Genomic DNA, 16,733 nt, shown 5'->3' with positions numbered 1-16,733 from the left:
TCTATGTACTCCTCTGTTCTTCCACTCGCGCGAGATCGTGGTGTTCTTCGGTTTCGGTCAGCTCGGTGACGGTCGCGCGCCACCTACCGGGTTCGGGCACCGGGTCCCACCCTCCAGAGTGCCAGGGAGCACATTTGAGGAGGCGGACGACTGCCAGCAACGAGCCCTTCGTCATCCCGTGCACCTGGAGCGCCTCGATGGCGTACTCACTACAGGTGGGGGAGAAGCGACAGGTGGGAGGCCTCATCGGGGACACGTACATCCGGTACAACCCGATGAAGTAGACGAGTGTTCGAGCAGGAATGGAACGAAGGTTGCCCATGAATGTCATGACGGCGGACCCTTCGGAGCTTCGAGAAGACCGAGCTTCTTCAATCCTGAACGCAGTTGAATCAGTAGATCTGTCGAGGACGCGCTCGCGGCTCCGGGCAATGCGCGGATCACCACGTCGGTGGTCTCGGGGAGTTCACCGATGACGTCGGTACAGATATGCCGAAGCCGGCGCGCAACTCGATGACGAGTTACGGCCGGCCCGACTGCCTTGCTGACGATCAATCCGAATCGTGGACCACGAACAGTCGATGCGATGTCCTGTTCGTCACGCACGACGGCGTGAACCACAAGATCCGATCTACCCATTCGGCGTCCTCGACGCACCGCTACGGAGAAATCACGTGCTCGGTGTAGTCGATTCGGCTCAGGAAGCATCCCGAGCTCCAAGCTTCGGACGAACAGATATCAGGCTGTGAGTTCTTTACGGCCCTTGCCGCGACGTGCGGAAACGATTGCACGACCCGCACGGGTACGCATACGAAGACGGAAGCCATGAACGCGCGCGCGGCGGCGATTGTTCGGCTGGAACGTCCGCTTGCCCTTGGCCACGGTCAACACTCCTCGAGATTGAAAAGACGCCGTTCGTCGGCGCCTGCTGGAAAGGTACTCAGCGAGTCCGGATGGACTTGCTTGCCTCCCGAGCGAGAAATCCGAGTGAAGACAGACTGTAAGCAGCCAGCAAGCATCGGCCACCTCGCCATTGGGTGACTGTTCGAGAGTACTGATCGAGTCACCGCCGGTCAAACTCGCTCTCGAGCGGACAGTGTCGTCGTTCATGCACAGGCAGCGTCGGTTTCCGGCCGCAGACGGTGTGATGTACGTCGAAATCGCCACCGGACGGCCGCTCGCTCCGACGCACGTCGTCCGATCGCACTACAGACAGTCGACATCGGTGCAGGTCAGACTGGCGTAATTGCCATAGCACGGGCCGGAACGCGTTCTGGGGTCACATCGGTGTCGTTTATCCACACCTGTGGATAATTGTGTGGAAACACAGTTCAGGTGGCATATTCGTACCTTGCGGGGTCCATCCACGGACCCTGGTCTCGGCCGCAGCGACGCACGAACGACGACGCTATCCGACGACGTTGCCGCGCGGGTACGAATCGGCGCGCGGATTCCTGCGTCGAACACCGCCCGAGACCAATGCTCGACGACGGAGGGCCCAACGTGAACGACGATCCGGATGCGCTCGCGCGCATCTGGCCCGAGGTGGTCGCGGAGCTCACATCCGACCGACACAGTGGGTCTCCGCTGACCAAAGGCCAGAAGGCCTGGCTCGCTCTGGTCAAACCGCTGACCTTGACGCAGGGGTTCGCGCTGCTCGCAGTGCCGTCGACTTTCGCGCAGGAAGCGATCGAACGAGATCTTCGCGAACCCATCCTCGGCGCCCTCGGCCGTCATCTGGGACAGGGTGTCGAGGGACTCGGCGTGCGTATCTCCGCTCCCGAGGACGAGAAGATCGACTCCGAGCGATCGACGTATCCCGATGCCGCCAGCTCTCCGACGTACCGGCGCCGCGTCCTGACCAGCAGAGACGACGAGCCGTCGGACTCCGAGACGGCCGACTACGAAGAGGTCGACGACGAACGCGAGGCTCTCGCCAGCGTCCAGAACTCGTGGCCGGCGTACTTCACGAAGCCTCCCGACTCGACGCCTCCGTCCTCGGGTGCCAACAGCCTCAACTCCAAGTACACCTTCGACACCTTCGTCATCGGTGCCTCCAATCGGTTCGCCCACGCAGCTGCGGTAGCGATCGCCGAAGCACCTGCTCGCGCGTACAACCCGCTGTTCGTGTGGGGGGCGTCGGGTCTGGGCAAGACTCACCTCCTGCACGCGGCCGGGCACTACGCGCAGCGCCTGTTCCCAGGCATGCGCGTCAAGTACGTCTCCACCGAGGAATTCACCAACGACTTCATCAACAGTCTTCGTGACGACCGCAAAGTGGCGTTCAAGCGCCGCTACCGGGAGACCGACGTGCTGCTGGTCGACGACATCCAGTTCATCGAGGGCAAGGAAGGCATCCAGGAGGAGTTCTTCCACACCTTCAACACCTTGCACAACGCGAACAAACAGATCGTCGTTTCCTCCGACCGCCCACCCAAGCAGTTGGCCACCCTCGAGGAGCGGCTTCGTACCCGCTTCGAGTGGGGCCTGATCACCGATGTGCAGCCACCCGAGCTCGAGACGCGGATCGCCATTCTGAGCAAGAAGGCTCGGATGGACCGGCTCGATGTGCCACACGACGTGCTCGAGCTCATCGCCAGCCGAATCGAACGCAACATTCGTGAGCTCGAAGGCGCCCTCATTCGAGTGACGGCGTTCGCATCGCTGAACGGACAAGCACTCGACCTCACTCTCGCCGAGGTGGTTCTCCGCGATCTCATCCCCGACTCGTCGAGTCTCGAGATCAATGCGGCGACGATCATGGCTGTGACAGCCGAGTACTTCAACACCTCCATCGAGGACCTGTGCGGGCCGGGCAAGGCCCGAGCACTGGCCATGGCCAGGCAGATCGCGATGTATCTCTGTCGCGAGCTCACCGATCTGTCGTTGCCCAAGATCGGGCAGACGTTCGGTCGGGATCACACGACGGTGATGTACGCGGACAAGAAGATCCGCAAGGAGATGACCGAGCGTCGCAAGGTGTACGACCAGGTTCAGGAGCTCACTGCGCGGATCAAGCAGCGCTCCAAGCGGTAGCCACCGAAGACGGACGGACTCCGAGAAGACGGCACCGAATCCCATCGAGGGTTCGGTGCCGTTGCTGTTTCCGGTCGTTCGTCGGACCGATTCTCGACGCGGATTCGGCGAGTTTTCGAGCCGTCGACCATTGATTCACACCTGTGGATAACCATGTGGACAACATCGAAGTTCTGGGGATGGAATGTGGGCGCCTGTGCACCGATGTGATTCGTCCACAGGCAGCCGCGCGTCAACCGCGTATTGGTCCCGAGTTCATCCCCACGACACCACGCTCGGCCACCAGCGGATCGAACGGTCCGTGCACAGATTCCACAGGACCTATTAATACTTCTGTTTTCTCCTTGAAAGAACTTCTTTGAAAACAGGTGTTGGGGAACGATCCGTTCACAGGCCCTCCGAGAACCCCCGAATCCCACGTTCGACGTGAACCTCGCGCTTTCGTCTTCGCTTCGGAGGGCATACGGTGTGCTTGCGCTGGATGTGCCACACTCGTCGTTGCAGCGGTTCGAGCCGCAACCATCGTGGTTGCACCGCTCCGGCCGTAACGCCGAACACCACCGAACGAGAGGAAATGCCGAGCGATGGAGCTTGGAAGTTTGAAGTTTCGCGTTGCTCGTGAAGATTTTTCCGATTCCGTCGCGTGGGTAGCCCGCAGCCTGCCGTCTCGGCCGCCCGTTCCCGTTCTCGGCGGAGTTCTTCTCGCTGCCGACGAGCAGGGTCTGACGGTTTCCGGATTCGACTACGAGGTCTCCGCTCAGGTCAAGGTGTCGGCCGAGGTTGCCACTGCAGGTCGAGTTCTGGTGTCGGGCAAGCTACTTGCCGATATCACGAAGTCGTTGCCGAACAAGCCGGTCGACGTCACGGTCGACGGAACCCGCGTTCTGGTCAACTGCGGAAGCGCCAAGTTCTCACTGCCCACGATGCCGGTGGAGGACTACCCGCAGCTCCCCGAGTTGCCCAGCAACACCGGCTCGCTGGCCGGTGATGTCTTCTCCGAGGCAATCGCCCAGGTCGCCATTGCGGCGGGCAAGGACGACACGCTTCCGATGCTCACCGGTATCCGCGTGGAGATCGACGGCACCAACGTCGTTCTCGCGGCCACCGACCGTTTCCGGTTGGCGGTTCGTGAAGTGGAGTGGGCTCCCGCCGGTGCCGACACCACCACCGCGGTGCTGATTCCCGCCAAGACTTTGTCGGAGTCGGCGAAGACTCTGGGCGGCAACTCCGGCTCACCGGTGGAACTGGCCCTCGGTTCCGGCTCGTCCATCGGTAGCGACGGTTTGCTGGGCATCGTCAGCGACGGGCGCCGCACCACGACCAGGTTGCTCGACGCAGAGTTCCCGAAGTTCCGTCAGTTGCTGCCCGCCGAACACACTGCGGTGGCGACCCTCGACATCGCATCGCTGGTCGAGGCCATCAAGCGTGTCGCTCTCGTCGCCGAGCGTGGTGCGCAGGTGCGCCTGGAATTCAATTCGGACGGTGTGTTGCTGTCCGCAGGTGGCGACGACGCCGGCCGCGCCGAGGAAGCTTTGCCTGCCGACTTCCAGGGCGAGGCACTGACCATCGCCTTCAACCCGGGATACCTCATCGACGGGTTGTCCTCGCTGCACAGCGAGAAGGTCACCTTCGGATTCACGACGCCGAGCCGGCCTGCAGTGCTGCGGCCGACCTCCGACGAGGAACTCGTGCCCGACGACGCAGGCAAGTTCGCGGCGCCGAAGTCCGACTACACGTATCTGCTGATGCCCGTCAGGCTGCCGGGCTGATCCTGCCTCGTTACTGTTGAATCCGCGAGAATTTTCGCACCTGACACAGACAAGGACGCGTCATCATGCAGCTCGGCTTGGTCGGTCTCGGAAAAATGGGTTTCAACATGCGCGAGAGATTGCGCGAGCACGGTCACGAGGTGATCGGCTACGACCCCCGACCCGAGGTGACCGATACCCCGTCACTGGCCGGGCTGGCGCAATCGTTGACGGCGCCCCGGGTGGTGTGGGTGATGGTCCCGTCCGGTCAGATCACCCGCGACACCGTCAACGGCCTTGCGGATGTGCTCGAGCCCGGCGATCTGGTGATCGACGGCGGCAATTCACGCTTCACCGATGACAAGCCCAACGCAGAGTTGTTGGACGCCAAGGGAATCGGTTACATCGACGCCGGAGTATCCGGCGGCGTCTGGGGTCTGAAGAACGGCTACGGCCTGATGGTCGGCGGCCAGGACGAGCATGTCGCCAGAGCGATGCCGATCTTCGACGCGTTGCGTCCCGAGGGCGAGCGCGCGGACGGTTTCGTGCATGCCGGCCCGGTCGGTGCCGGTCACTACTCGAAAATGGTGCACAACGGTATCGAATACGGGTTGATGCAGGCCTATGCCGAGGGGTACGAGATCCTCGAAGCCGAAGAGCTCGTGCAGGATGTGCAGGGCGTGCTGCGGGCCTGGAGCAAGGGCACGGTCGTGCGGTCGTGGCTGCTCGATCTGCTGGTCGAAGCTCTCGGTCATGATCCGGAGTTCAGTGAGATCTCCGGGTACACGGAGGACTCCGGTGAGGGTCGCTGGACCGTCGAGGAAGCCATCCGTCATGCCGTCCCTGCGCCGGTGATCTCAGCGGCACTGTTCGCCAGATTTGCTTCGCGGCAAGAGGATTCGCCTGCCATGAAGGCTGTCTCTGCCCTGCGGAACCAGTTCGGCGGGCATGCGGTCAAGAAGGCCGACGCCGACGAGACCCTGCGCGCCCCGGCGCCGAAGAACACCGAGTAAGTGTTCGTCCGGTCTCTGCAGCTACACGACTTCCGATCCTGGGACGACCTGACGGTCGACCTCGGACCGGGCTCGACCGTGTTCGTAGGGCCCAACGGACACGGAAAGACAAATCTGCTCGAGTCACTCAACTATCTGTCGACGTTGTCCTCCCATCGTGTGTCCTCGGATGCCCCCATGATCCGGGCAGGTGCCGCCAAAGCATTCGTGGGTAGTGCCGTGGTCAATCACGGTCGCGAATTGATCATCGACGTCGAGCTGCTCGAAGGCCGGGCCAACAAGGCTCGGATGAACAGGTCGCCGCTGCGTCGCCCACGGGAGATCCTGGGCGTGTTGCAGAGTGTGTTGTTCGCTCCAGAGGATCTCTCGCTCGTCCGCGGTGATCCCGGTGAGCGCCGACGCTACCTCGACGAGCTGCTCACCACTCGAATTCCTCGAATGGCCACTGTCCGTGCCGATTACGACAAGGTTCTGCGGCAACGATCGGCTCTGCTCAAGACCGCGAGTGGATCGTTGCGCCGCGGTTCGTCGTCGGGTGACGGCGCCAGCGCTCTTGCCACCCTCGACGTCTGGGACGGGCATCTCGCGGCGCACGGTGCTCGATTGCTGGCTGCCAGAATATCTTTGGTGCACGAGCTGATGCCTTTCGTACAGCAGGCCTACAGTTCGATCGCGCCGGAATCGCGGTTGGCCGCAGTTGCCTATCGCTGCAGTCTGGCCGATGCGCTCCCACCGGAATTCTCCGATGCCGATCGCGCACCCGAACCCGATGACACCGAGGTGCTGGAAGCAGCGTTCCTGCATCAACTTTCGGTGATGAGACAGCGCGAGATCGAACGCGGGGTGTGTCTGGTGGGACCGCACCGCGACGACTTGGAATTGATGCTCGGTGATCAACCGACGAAAGGCTTTGCCAGCCATGGTGAGTCGTGGTCGTACGCACTGTCTTTGCGGCTCGGGTCATTTGCGTTGCTGCGGGAAGACGGTACCGACCCGGTTCTGATGCTCGACGACGTGTTCGCCGAGCTCGACCGCAAGAGGCGCGCGGCGTTGGCGACGGTGGCCGCCGGCGCAGAGCAGGTGCTCATCACCGCGGCGGTACCGGAGGACGTACCTCCCGAACTCGATGCTCGGCGGTACGGGGTCGAAGCGACGCAGAATTCGGATTCCGGTGCAGCAGGACGTATCTCGCGTATCTCGGACCTGTCGGCCGATACCGGCACCGCAGCTTCGGAAGGTGAGGTTCGATGACCGACGACGATGCAGCGCCCACGGGCAACGGTGAGGTACCGGAACTGAAAGGTGTCGATCTGGCGCGTCGAGCACTGGAGGACGCCCGAGCCGCAGCCAAGGCCAGTGGCAAATCGGTGGGGCAGGGACGGTCGTCTCCTACCGGCGGGGTTCGAGCACTGCGGGGGCGTCGTCGACGTGGTTGGTCGGGAGCCGGGCCGGACGACCGTGATCCGCAGGCGTTCGGGGCGTTGGCGAACTCGATCGCGTCCAAGCGTGGGTGGTCGGCCAAGGTGTCCGAGGGCGCGGTGTTGGGCCGGTGGCCCAGCGTGGTCGGCGAGGACATCTCGGCTCATGCGGAGCCGACCGGTCTCAAGGACGGTGTGTTGAGCATTTCGGCGGAGTCCACGGCGTGGGCGACGCAGTTGAGGCTGATGCAGTCGCAGATTCTGGCCAAGATCGCGGCCGCCGTGGGTCACGGCGTTGTGACGTCTCTGCGCATCACCGGTCCGACGACGCAGAGCTGGAGAAAAGGTGAGCGCCACGTGCGTGGGCGGGGCCCGCGCGACACTTACGGATAGTGAGACGTCCCAACGTAGGCTTCTCGAAGCGCCTGGTCCAGGTGATCCTCAACAGATGTTGGGGCCAGTGTTGCTGTGACATGGTCGATGTGCGTAGCGTGATTCGCGACACTCAGCGGTCGGGGGATCGATGAAGATGTTCTACGCGGCCATCGGACGAGGAGAAGTTGTGTCTGCACCAACGAAGAAGGCATCGACGGCGGCCGTCGATGTCGACGGGACCCCCGAAGACCGATTCGTTCTCCATGCCCGGAATGTCGAGTTCGACTGGAATTCCCTGCCGTTGCACTACATGGACGGCAATCCGCTCGCGACGCACCTGATCAATGTGATGCACCTGCTCCTGCCCGAGGGTGAGGAATGGTTCGTGCGCACCTTCAAGGAAGCGTTGCCGCTGATCCACGACGATCAGCTGCGCGACGACGTGATCGGGTTCATCGGTCAGGAAGCCATGCACGCGCAGGCGCACACCGATATCCACGATCAGCTTCGGGCACACGGCATCGATGTCGACCCGTACGTCGATCAGATGAAGTTCCTGTTCGGCCGCGCTTTGGGCAACAGGTCCGGTCACGGTCAGAACAGTCTGGTCGAACGTCTCGCCCTCATCGCTGCCGCAGAACACCTGACCGCCTTCCTGGGCGATTGGGTGCTCAATGCCTCGGAGTTGGACGAGGCCGACGTCGATCCGATCATGCTGGATCTGCTGCGGTGGCACGGAGCCGAGGAGGTCGAGCATCGGTCGGTGGCCTACGAGGTGATGCGGTACTTCGACGTCCGCCCGGCCCGCCGTATTCGTACCTACGTCGTCATCGCGCCCACGTTGGTGTGGTTCTGGACCCGCGGTGTTCGCTTTCTGATGAGCCAGGATCCGACGCTGGCGCACCTGCCACCCAAGCAGCGCACACCGTCGTTCCGAGAATTCCGTCGAGTTGCCCAGGCCGGCCTGTTCCCGACCCCGATGTCGATGGTGAAGGCGTCGTTGCGTTACTTCAAGCGCACCTACCACCCTTCCCAGGAAGGTTCGACGGCGCAGGCAGTGCAGTATCTGGCCACCTCACCGGCAGCTCGGTCCGCCGATCGATGACCAAACGCACGTTGCGGAGCAAGCTCGGCGCAATGGCACAGATGGTGGACTCGTTCCGGGCTGGACGCACCATTCCGAAGAATCTGTACGGCCGTGACGAGCCCGATCAGACCGTGTCTCTGGTGACCGATGCGCTCGACAAATGGTTCGCTCTGCTCGACGGTGACGACTACGACGCGTCGTTCGCTGCGCCGCCCGTGGCTCGGACCCGGTTGCTGACGTTGGTCTCGCGCGAGGTGCTGTGCGTCGACGAGCAGGTGGTCCAACTGACCTTCTCGGCCGCCGACGGTGAGGTGCTGCCCGCGTGGGCACCGGGAATGCATCTGGACTTCTATCTCCAGTCCGGACGTCGTCGGCAGTACTCGTTGTGTGGGCAGCCGGATGCCGACTCGTACTCCATCGCGGTGCGCTTGGTGCCCGACGGCGGCGGTGGGTCGCGTGAGATGCACGATCTGAAGGTCGGCACCGAGGTCGCAATTCGCGGGCCGCGCAACGGTTTTCCGTTCGTACAGTCCGAGCACGCGGTGTTCGTGGCCGGCGGAATCGGCATCACAGCCATCATCTCGATGGTGCGTCGCGCTCGAGAGACGGGGATGGATTGGCACCTCGTCTACTGCGGCCGCTCACGTGAATCGATGCCGTTCCTCGACGAGATCGCCGGCTGGGACGCCGACCGCGTGACGGTGCGGACCGACGATGTGGACGGCATGCCGTCGAGCATGGATCTGCTCGGTGCCGCGGCACCCGGCGGTTCGGTCTACGTGTGCGGACCTCCGCCGATGATCGATCTGGTTCGGGCGTCGTTCGACTCGTTGCCGGCGACGCATCTGCACTTCGAGCGTTTCTCACCGCCGCCGGTGAAGAACGGCGCGGAGTTCGAGGTGCAGCTCGTCGATTCCGGACAGATCATCGCAGTGGCTCCGGACGAGACTGCGTTGCATGCCATTCGGCGTCTGAGGCCCGATGTGGCGTACTCCTGCCAGCAGGGGTTCTGCGGCACGTGTCGCGTTCGAGTACTCAGCGGAACACCGCAGCATCGGGAGAACCGGCTCACCGCCGAGGAGCAGGAACACGAGATGTTGATCTGCGTGTCCCGTTCCGAGGGTGAACGGATCGTGCTCGATCTCTAGCCGAGCCGCCGCATTTACCCTTCATCTTTGTCGCCCGGCACCCTGAAAATGCGCCTGTGAAGCAATCAGAGGCCTTTTAGGGGTGTCATCGTGCCCATGCTGTCGCAGGCAACCAGTACTATGGACCGGTACGACATCAAGCCCGGAACAACGCATGGACCCGGGCGCGGCCGGAATCGACTGCGCTCGCCCCTGCGGTAGCACCCTGTCGGGGTGTGAGCGGGGTAGTGGACGCGTAGAAGGAGAACCAGCTAACCGTGGCTGCCCAGAAGTCAGGTAACAACGAGAACAGCAAGGATTACGGCGCTTCGTCCATCACGGTCCTCGAGGGCCTGGAGGCGGTTCGTAAAAGGCCCGGTATGTACATCGGTTCCACCGGTGAACGAGGCCTGCATCACCTGATCTGGGAGGTCGTCGACAACTCCGTCGACGAGGCCATGGCCGGTTATGCCTCCACCGTCGGCGTCACCATTCACGTGGACGGCAGCGTCGAGGTCACCGACGACGGTCGAGGAATTCCCGTCGCCATGCACTCGTCCGGCGTCCCCACCGTCGAGGTCGTCATGACCCAGCTGCATGCCGGCGGCAAGTTCGACTCCGATTCCTACGCGGTGTCCGGCGGACTGCACGGTGTCGGTATCTCCGTGGTGAATGCCCTCTCGACCAAGGTCGAACTGCAGATCGCGCGTGACGGTCACCGCTACACCCAGACCTACGACTACGCCAAGCCCGGACCGCTCGAAACCGTCGGGAACACCGACGAGACCGGCACCACCGTCCGCTTCTGGGCCGACGGCAAGATCTTCGAGACTCTCGACTACAGCTTCGAGACCGTGCACCGCCGCCTGCAGGAGATGGCGTTCCTGAACAAGGGACTGACCATCAACTTCACCGACGAGCGAGTGGCAGCGACCGACGCCACCGAGGAGGAATTGGGCGAGACCGCCGAGGCCCCCAAGACCGCCGAGGAAGAGCAGGCCGATGCGGCCAACGCGAAGCCGGCCAAGGTCCGCAAGCGGACGTACCACTACCCCGACGGCTTGGTCGACTTCGTCAAGCACATCAACCGCACCAAGACCGCGATCCACAACTCGGTCGTGGGCTTCACAGGCAAGGGTGAAGGCCACGAGGTCGAGATCGCGATGCAGTGGAACGCCGGTTACTCCGAGTCGGTGCACACCTTCGCCAACACCATCAACACGCACGAGGGTGGTACCCACGAAGAGGGCTTCCGCACCGCGTTGACCTCGACGGTGAACAAGTACGCCCTCGAGAAGAAGCTGGTCAAGGAAAAAGACATCAAGCTGACCGGCGACGACATCCGTGAGGGCCTCGCCGCGGTCATTTCGGTCCGAGTCGGTGAGCCGCAGTTCGAGGGGCAGACCAAGACCAAGCTCGGCAACACCGAGATCCGATCGTTCGTCCTCAAGGCCTGCAACGAGCACCTCTCGCACTGGTTCGAGTCCAACCCGGCCGACGCCAAGACGATCATCAACAAGGCGGTCTCCTCCGCGCAGGCCCGGATGGCTGCGCGAAAGGCCCGAGAGATGGTGCGCCGCAAGAGCGCAACCGATATCGGTGGCCTACCCGGCAAGCTCGCTGACTGCCGATCCAACGACCCGAGCAAGTCCGAGATCTACATCGTGGAGGGCGACTCCGCAGGCGGCTCGGCCAAATCCGGACGCGACTCGATGTTCCAGGCGATCCTGCCGCTGCGCGGAAAGATCATCAACGTCGAGAAGGCTCGCATCGACCGCGTCCTGAAGAACAACGAGGTCCAGGCGATCATCACCGCCTTCGGAACCGGCATCCACGACGAGTTCGACATCACCAAGCTGCGCTATCACAAGATCGTGCTGATGGCCGACGCCGACGTCGACGGTCAGCACATCTCGACGCTGCTGATGACTCTGTTGTTCCGGTTCATGCGTCCGTTGATCGAGAACGGCCACGTCTACCTCGCCATGCCGCCGCTGTACAAGCTCAAGTGGAGCCGCGGTGAACCCGACTTCGCCTACTCCGATCGTGAACGCGACGGACTGCTCGAGGCCGGCATCGCCAACAAGCGCAAAATCAACGTCGAGGACGGCGTCCAGCGCTACAAGGGCCTCGGCGAGATGAACGCCAAGGAGCTGTGGGAAACCACGATGGACCCGGCTGTGCGAGTGCTGCGTCTGGTCACCCTCGACGACGCGGCCGCGGCAGACGAATTGTTCAGCGTCCTGATGGGCGAGGACGTCTCCGCACGCCGAAGCTTCATTGCCCGCAACGCGAAAGATGTTCGCTTTCTTGACGTTTAGTCACTTCCCTTCACGCACCGATGAGGTTTCTCGGTGCGTGGAGGTGACCGTTTCTCGAGGAGATTTGCATGTCTGACATCACCGAACCGCCGGTAGGACCCCCGCCGGGTTCGACCACCAACGCCGAGGGCGGAGACCGGATCGATCCGGTCGACATCCAGCAGGAAATGCAGCGCAGTTACATCGATTACGCCATGAGCGTCATCGTCGGTCGTGCCCTGCCCGAGGTGCGTGACGGCCTCAAGCCGGTGCACCGTCGCGTCCTGTACGCGATGTACGACTCGGGCTTCCGCCCCGACCGCAGCTACGTCAAATCCGCACGCCCCGTTGCCGAAACGATGGGTAACTACCATCCCCACGGCGACACCTCGATCTACGACGCACTGGTGCGTCTGGCTCAGCCGTGGTCGATGCGGTACCCACTGGTCGACGGCCAGGGCAACTTCGGCTCACGCGGCAACGACGGTGCCGCAGCCATGCGATACACCGAAGCCCGGTTGACCCCGCTCGCGATGGAGATGCTGCGCGACATCGACGAGGAAACCGTCGACTTCATCCCCAACTACGACGGCAAAACCCAAGAGCCGACGGTACTTCCGTCGCGGGTGCCGAACCTGTTGATGAACGGCTCCAACGGCATTGCCGTCGGTATGGCCACCAACATCCCGCCGCACAATCTGCGTGAACTGGGCGATGCGGTGTTCTGGGCCCTGGACAACTTCGAGGCGGACGAGGAAGCAACCCTCGCCGCGTGCATGGAACGCGTCAAAGGCCCTGACTTCCCCACCCACGGACTCATCGTCGGCGGCCAGGGCATCCAGGACGCGTACTCGACCGGTCGCGGCTCCATCCGGATGCGCGGCGTCGTCGAGATCGAAGAAGACTCCAACGGTCGCACCACGATCGTCATCACCGAGCTGCCCTACCAGGTCAACCCGGACAACCTGATCACCTCGATCGCCGAGCAGGTACGCGACGGCAAGATGTCCGGTATCTCCAAGATCGACGACGAGTCGTCCGACCGAGTCGGTATGCGCATCGTCGTCACGATCAAGCGCGACGCGGTCGCGAAGGTCGTGCTCAACAACCTCTACAAGCACTCGCAGCTGCAGACGAGCTTCGGCGCGAACATGCTCTCCATCGTCGACGGCGTACCGCGCACGCTTCGCCTCGATCAGATGATTCGCTTCTACGTCACCCACCAACTCGACGTGATCGTTCGGCGTACTCGGTACCGGTTGCGCAGAGCGGAGGAACGGGCTCACATTCTGCGTGGCCTGGTCAAAGCGCTCGACGCACTCGACGAGGTCATCGCGCTCATTCGTGCGTCGCAGACGGTGGATCTCGCCAAGCAGGGCTTGATCGACCTGCTCGACATCGACGAGATCCAAGCTCAGGCGATCCTCGACATGCAGCTGCGGCGCCTCGCAGCTCTCGAGCGTCAGAAGATCATCGACGAGTTGGCAGAACTCGAACGCACCATCGCAGACCTGCAGGACATCCTGGCCAAGCCTGAGCGACAGCGACAGATCGTGCGGGACGAGCTCGCCGAGATCGTCGAGAAGTTCGGCGACGACCGTCGCACGCGCATCATCGCCGCCGACGGGGACGTCAACGACGAGGATCTGATCGCGCGGGAGAACGTGGTCGTCACGATCACCGAGACCGGATACGCCAAGCGCACCAGAACCGACCTCTACCGCTCGCAGAAGCGCGGCGGCAAGGGAGTGATGGGAGCGGGCCTCAAGCAGGACGACATCGTCAGCAAGTTCTTCGTCTGCTCGACGCACGACTGGATCCTGTTCTTCACCACCAAGGGTCGCGTCTACCGGGCCAAGGCCTACGAGCTGCCCGAGGCGAACCGAACCGCCCGCGGTCAGCACGTCGCGAACTTGCTCGCCTTCCAGCCGGACGAACGCATCGCCCAGGTCATCCAGATCAAGACCTACGAGGATGCCCCCTACCTGGTGCTCGCCACCAAGGGTGGTCTCGTCAAGAAGTCGCGTCTGACGGATTTCGATTCCAACCGCAGCGGCGGCATCGTCGCGGTCAATCTGCGCGGCGACGACGAGTTGGTCGGCGCGGTTCTCGCGTCCTCGGACGACGATCTGCTGCTGGTCTCGGCGCAGGGTCAGTCCATCCGGTTCTCGGCCACCGACGAAGTGCTGCGCCCGATGGGTCGCGCCACCTCGGGTGTGCAGGGCATGCGATTCAACGGCGAGGACGCGTTGCTCTCGCTCAACGTCGTCAGCGAGAACAAGTTCTTGCTGGTCGCGACGTCGGGTGGCTATTCCAAGCGCACCGCGATGGAGGATTACCCGCAGCAGGGCCGCGGCGGAAAGGGAGTGCTGACAATTCAGTACGACCCGAAGCGTGGCACGCTGGTGGGAGCTCTCATCGTCGACGACGAGGACGAGCTGTACGCCATCACGTCCAGTGGTGGTGTGATCCGGACCGCTGCCAAGCAGGTTCGGAAGGCCGGCCGACAGACCAAGGGCGTGCGGTTGATGAATCTCGGTGAAGGCGACACCCTGCTCGCGATCGCGCGCAACGCCGACGAGATCGAACCGGATTCTCTGGGCACCGAAGACGATGCAGCGAAGGAGTCGTAAGTGAGCACTCCCAACCGGCCTGGTAGCAGGCCCGGCCCCAGCGGTGGACCGGACAGCCGGGAGGCCGAGCAGCCCGCGCGTCCCGCGCCGCCCGAGGGAGCTCGCCCGGGCAGCCGCCCGCAGCCGGCCAATCGTCCCGCGCCCGCCGCGGGTCGTGGCCCGGCCCCGCAGGGGGGTGCTCGTCCTCCGATCAGACCGGCACCCGGAAATCCGAACGGTCCGGCACGCCCGGCTCAGGGACCCCCGCCCCCGCAGCGACCGCCTGCACCTCAGGGACCGCCGGGGGCCGCCACGCAGCGTCCGCCTGCACCCCAGCAGGGACAGGCTCCTGCCGGTCAGTCCCAGCCGCCGCAGGCTCCCGGCCGTCAGCCAGGTCCGGGTCAGCAGGCTCCCGGACGGCCCGTCGGTCCGCCGCCGAACGGCCAACCGCCGCAGCGGCAGGCACCGGCCGGTGAAGCTCCTCGGCAGGCAGGCCCGCAGCCCTCGGGACAGCAGCCCTCGGCCGCGCCCAACGAGACCGTCCGCACACCGCAGGTATCCGCCGACTCGGCTGCCACCGGTGACGGATCTCGTGCATCCGAGCCCGCTCGGGGTCAGGATCAGGCAGCTCGCGCAGCAACTCAGGCGATGCCGGCTCAACAGAACGACGATCCGCAGGCCGGTGCCGGAACCCCGCCCTGGCAGCGCGGAGCCGCTCAGCGGCCCGCATCGCAGGGAACGGACCGGCAGCAGCCGCAGAATCAGCCGCAGACCAACCTGTCCGGACGCGGAGCGGCACTGCCACCGAACGGTGAGTTCGATCGAACCGCTCGTACGGCCGCCGAGCCCACTCAGCGTGAGTCGACGGAGGACAAGACCGAACGGCGAGAAGCTGCCCGGTCGAAGGCTGCGGTCATCGACGGACCGACACGGCACATCGAACGCAAGGATCTGGCGAAGGACATGCCGGACCTGTCTGCCGTCCGGCACCCGGAGCCGTCCCAGTCCGAGCGCGCAGCACCGGCAGCCATCACGGCCGTGGCCAGTGCGGACGGCGACCCCCTGCGGGCGACCATCCAGATTCGCAAGATCGATCCCTGGTCGACGCTCAAGATCGCCCTCGTGATCGCAGTGTCACTGTTCTTCGTGTGGATGGTGTCCGTCGGCTTGCTGTACGCCGTGCTCGACGGCATGGGCGTCTGGGAACGTCTCAACAGTGCGTTCACCGAGATCGTCAACGAATCCGGCGGCGGAGGACTCGTCAGTGCCGGGCAGGTGTTCGGCTACGCAGCGGTGATCGGTGTGATCAATGTCGTACTCTTCACTGCTCTCACCACCATCGGCGCCTTCATCTACAACCTGTCGTCGGACCTGGTCGGTGGCGTCGAAGTGACACTGGCAGACCGCGACTGACCTGCACCATCGAGAGCCGTATCGGGCCGTTTTGGAAGACAGCGGCCCGATACGGTAATCTCATCCCTCGGTTCGAGGAGAGCTTTTCTTCGGCCCGAAGTAGTGATGAGGGCCTATAGCTCAGGCGGTTAGAGCGCTTCCCTGATAAGGAAGAGGTCGGAGGTTCAAGTCCTCCTAGGCCCACACCGAACGAACGAAAAGAGGCAGGACATGAAAATCCTTCTTCTTGTCGCATCGGCGGTGATCGCAGTGCTGACACTATCGAAGGTGCGCTCGCAGCGCAGCTCGGATGGCGTCTGGCACAGCATCCCCACCGCGTGACAATCGCTCGGAGTGGACGTGTAGAGTTCGTCCACGATTACCGGCAACACCCGGGGCCTTAGCTCAGTTGGTAGAGCGCTGCCTTTGCAAGGCAGATGTCAGGAGTTCGAATCTCCTAGGCTCCACAAAGAAAAGGACGTCCACTTCGGTGGGCGTCCTTTTTCGTCTCTCCAGCCGACCCCCCAAGTCCACTCGATGTGACATTGACCCCCGAAAAGTCCACTGGATGATGCTCCTATGTCTGTCAAGGGCTGGGTGTGGGCTTCAGTAGGCCGAATATTTC

Annotated in this window: 13 protein-coding genes and 2 tRNA genes; 12 read left to right on the top strand and 3 right to left on the bottom strand. The window is 63.4% G+C overall.

What is annotated here, in order from left to right:
- Position 1: 1 nt before the first annotated feature.
- Genes yidD through rpmH form a run of 3 tightly spaced genes read right to left on the bottom strand, consistent with a single transcriptional unit; the run spans position 2 to position 882 of the window.
- A complete protein-coding gene (gene yidD, locus QM590_RS20340; RefSeq protein ID WP_149408165.1) occupies positions 2–331 on the bottom strand; it encodes a membrane protein insertion efficiency factor YidD in 330 nt (109 codons plus the stop codon).
- Complete coding sequence (gene rnpA, locus QM590_RS20335) at positions 328–708, bottom strand: ribonuclease P protein component (protein ID WP_149408166.1); 381 nt, start codon at positions 706–708, stop codon at positions 328–330. Before rnpA ends, yidD begins: the two co-directional genes overlap by 4 nt.
- Before the next feature lie 30 nt (positions 709–738).
- The gene (gene rpmH / locus QM590_RS20330) at positions 739–882 is read right to left on the bottom strand and encodes a 50S ribosomal protein L34 (protein ID WP_026347786.1); all 144 of its coding nucleotides are present in this window, start codon (positions 880–882) and stop codon (positions 739–741) included.
- A gap of 621 nt (positions 883–1,503) precedes the next feature.
- Here rpmH and dnaA point away from each other — a divergent pair.
- From dnaA to QM590_RS20270, 12 genes are all read left to right on the top strand, one after another.
- Positions 1,504–3,036, top strand: coding sequence for a chromosomal replication initiator protein DnaA (dnaA, locus tag QM590_RS20325; protein WP_269596183.1), 1,533 nt, complete (start codon positions 1,504–1,506; stop codon positions 3,034–3,036).
- Between the two features lie 584 nt (positions 3,037–3,620).
- Entirely contained in the window at positions 3,621–4,805 is a 1,185-nt protein-coding gene (gene dnaN, locus QM590_RS20320; RefSeq protein WP_269596184.1) for a DNA polymerase III subunit beta, read from the top strand.
- Between the two features lie 65 nt (positions 4,806–4,870).
- Positions 4,871–5,797 (top strand): phosphogluconate dehydrogenase (NAD(+)-dependent, decarboxylating), encoded by a 927-nt coding sequence (gnd, locus tag QM590_RS20315; protein WP_149408167.1) that lies wholly within the window; start codon positions 4,871–4,873, stop codon positions 5,795–5,797.
- Positions 5,798–7,048: a DNA replication/repair protein RecF gene (gene recF, locus QM590_RS20310; RefSeq protein ID WP_149408168.1), complete on the top strand. Its 1,251-nt coding sequence runs from the start codon at positions 5,798–5,800 to the stop codon at positions 7,046–7,048.
- Complete coding sequence (locus QM590_RS20305) at positions 7,045–7,608, top strand: DUF721 family protein (protein WP_269596185.1); 564 nt, start codon at positions 7,045–7,047, stop codon at positions 7,606–7,608. Before recF ends, QM590_RS20305 begins: the two co-directional genes overlap by 4 nt.
- A gap of 169 nt (positions 7,609–7,777) precedes the next feature.
- Positions 7,778–8,695, top strand: a complete 918-nt coding sequence (locus tag QM590_RS20300; RefSeq protein WP_269596186.1) for a metal-dependent hydrolase — start codon at positions 7,778–7,780, stop codon at positions 8,693–8,695.
- Positions 8,696–8,727: 32 nt separating this feature from the next.
- Positions 8,728–9,825: a PDR/VanB family oxidoreductase gene (locus QM590_RS20295; protein WP_149408173.1), complete on the top strand. Its 1,098-nt coding sequence runs from the start codon at positions 8,728–8,730 to the stop codon at positions 9,823–9,825.
- A 257-nt stretch (positions 9,826–10,082) separates the two neighbouring features.
- A complete protein-coding gene (gene gyrB, locus QM590_RS20290) occupies positions 10,083–12,125 on the top strand; it encodes a DNA topoisomerase (ATP-hydrolyzing) subunit B (protein ID WP_094638409.1) in 2,043 nt (680 codons plus the stop codon).
- 68 nt (positions 12,126–12,193) lie between these two features.
- Entirely contained in the window at positions 12,194–14,737 is a 2,544-nt protein-coding gene (gene gyrA, locus QM590_RS20285; protein ID WP_068047539.1) for a DNA gyrase subunit A, read from the top strand.
- A complete protein-coding gene (locus QM590_RS20280) occupies positions 14,738–16,129 on the top strand; it encodes a DUF3566 domain-containing protein (protein WP_269596187.1) in 1,392 nt (463 codons plus the stop codon).
- A 109-nt stretch (positions 16,130–16,238) separates the two neighbouring features.
- Positions 16,239–16,312 (top strand) — tRNA-Ile (locus QM590_RS20275).
- 190 nt (positions 16,313–16,502) lie between these two features.
- Positions 16,503–16,575: transfer RNA gene (locus tag QM590_RS20270), tRNA-Ala, on the top strand.
- Positions 16,576–16,733: the final 158 nt, after the last annotated feature.

The organism is Rhodococcus sp. IEGM 1372, from assembly GCF_030056835.1.
Taxonomy (GTDB): Bacteria; Actinomycetota; Actinomycetes; order Mycobacteriales; family Mycobacteriaceae; genus Rhodococcoides.
This window is presented reverse-complemented; position numbering and strand designations above follow the sequence as displayed.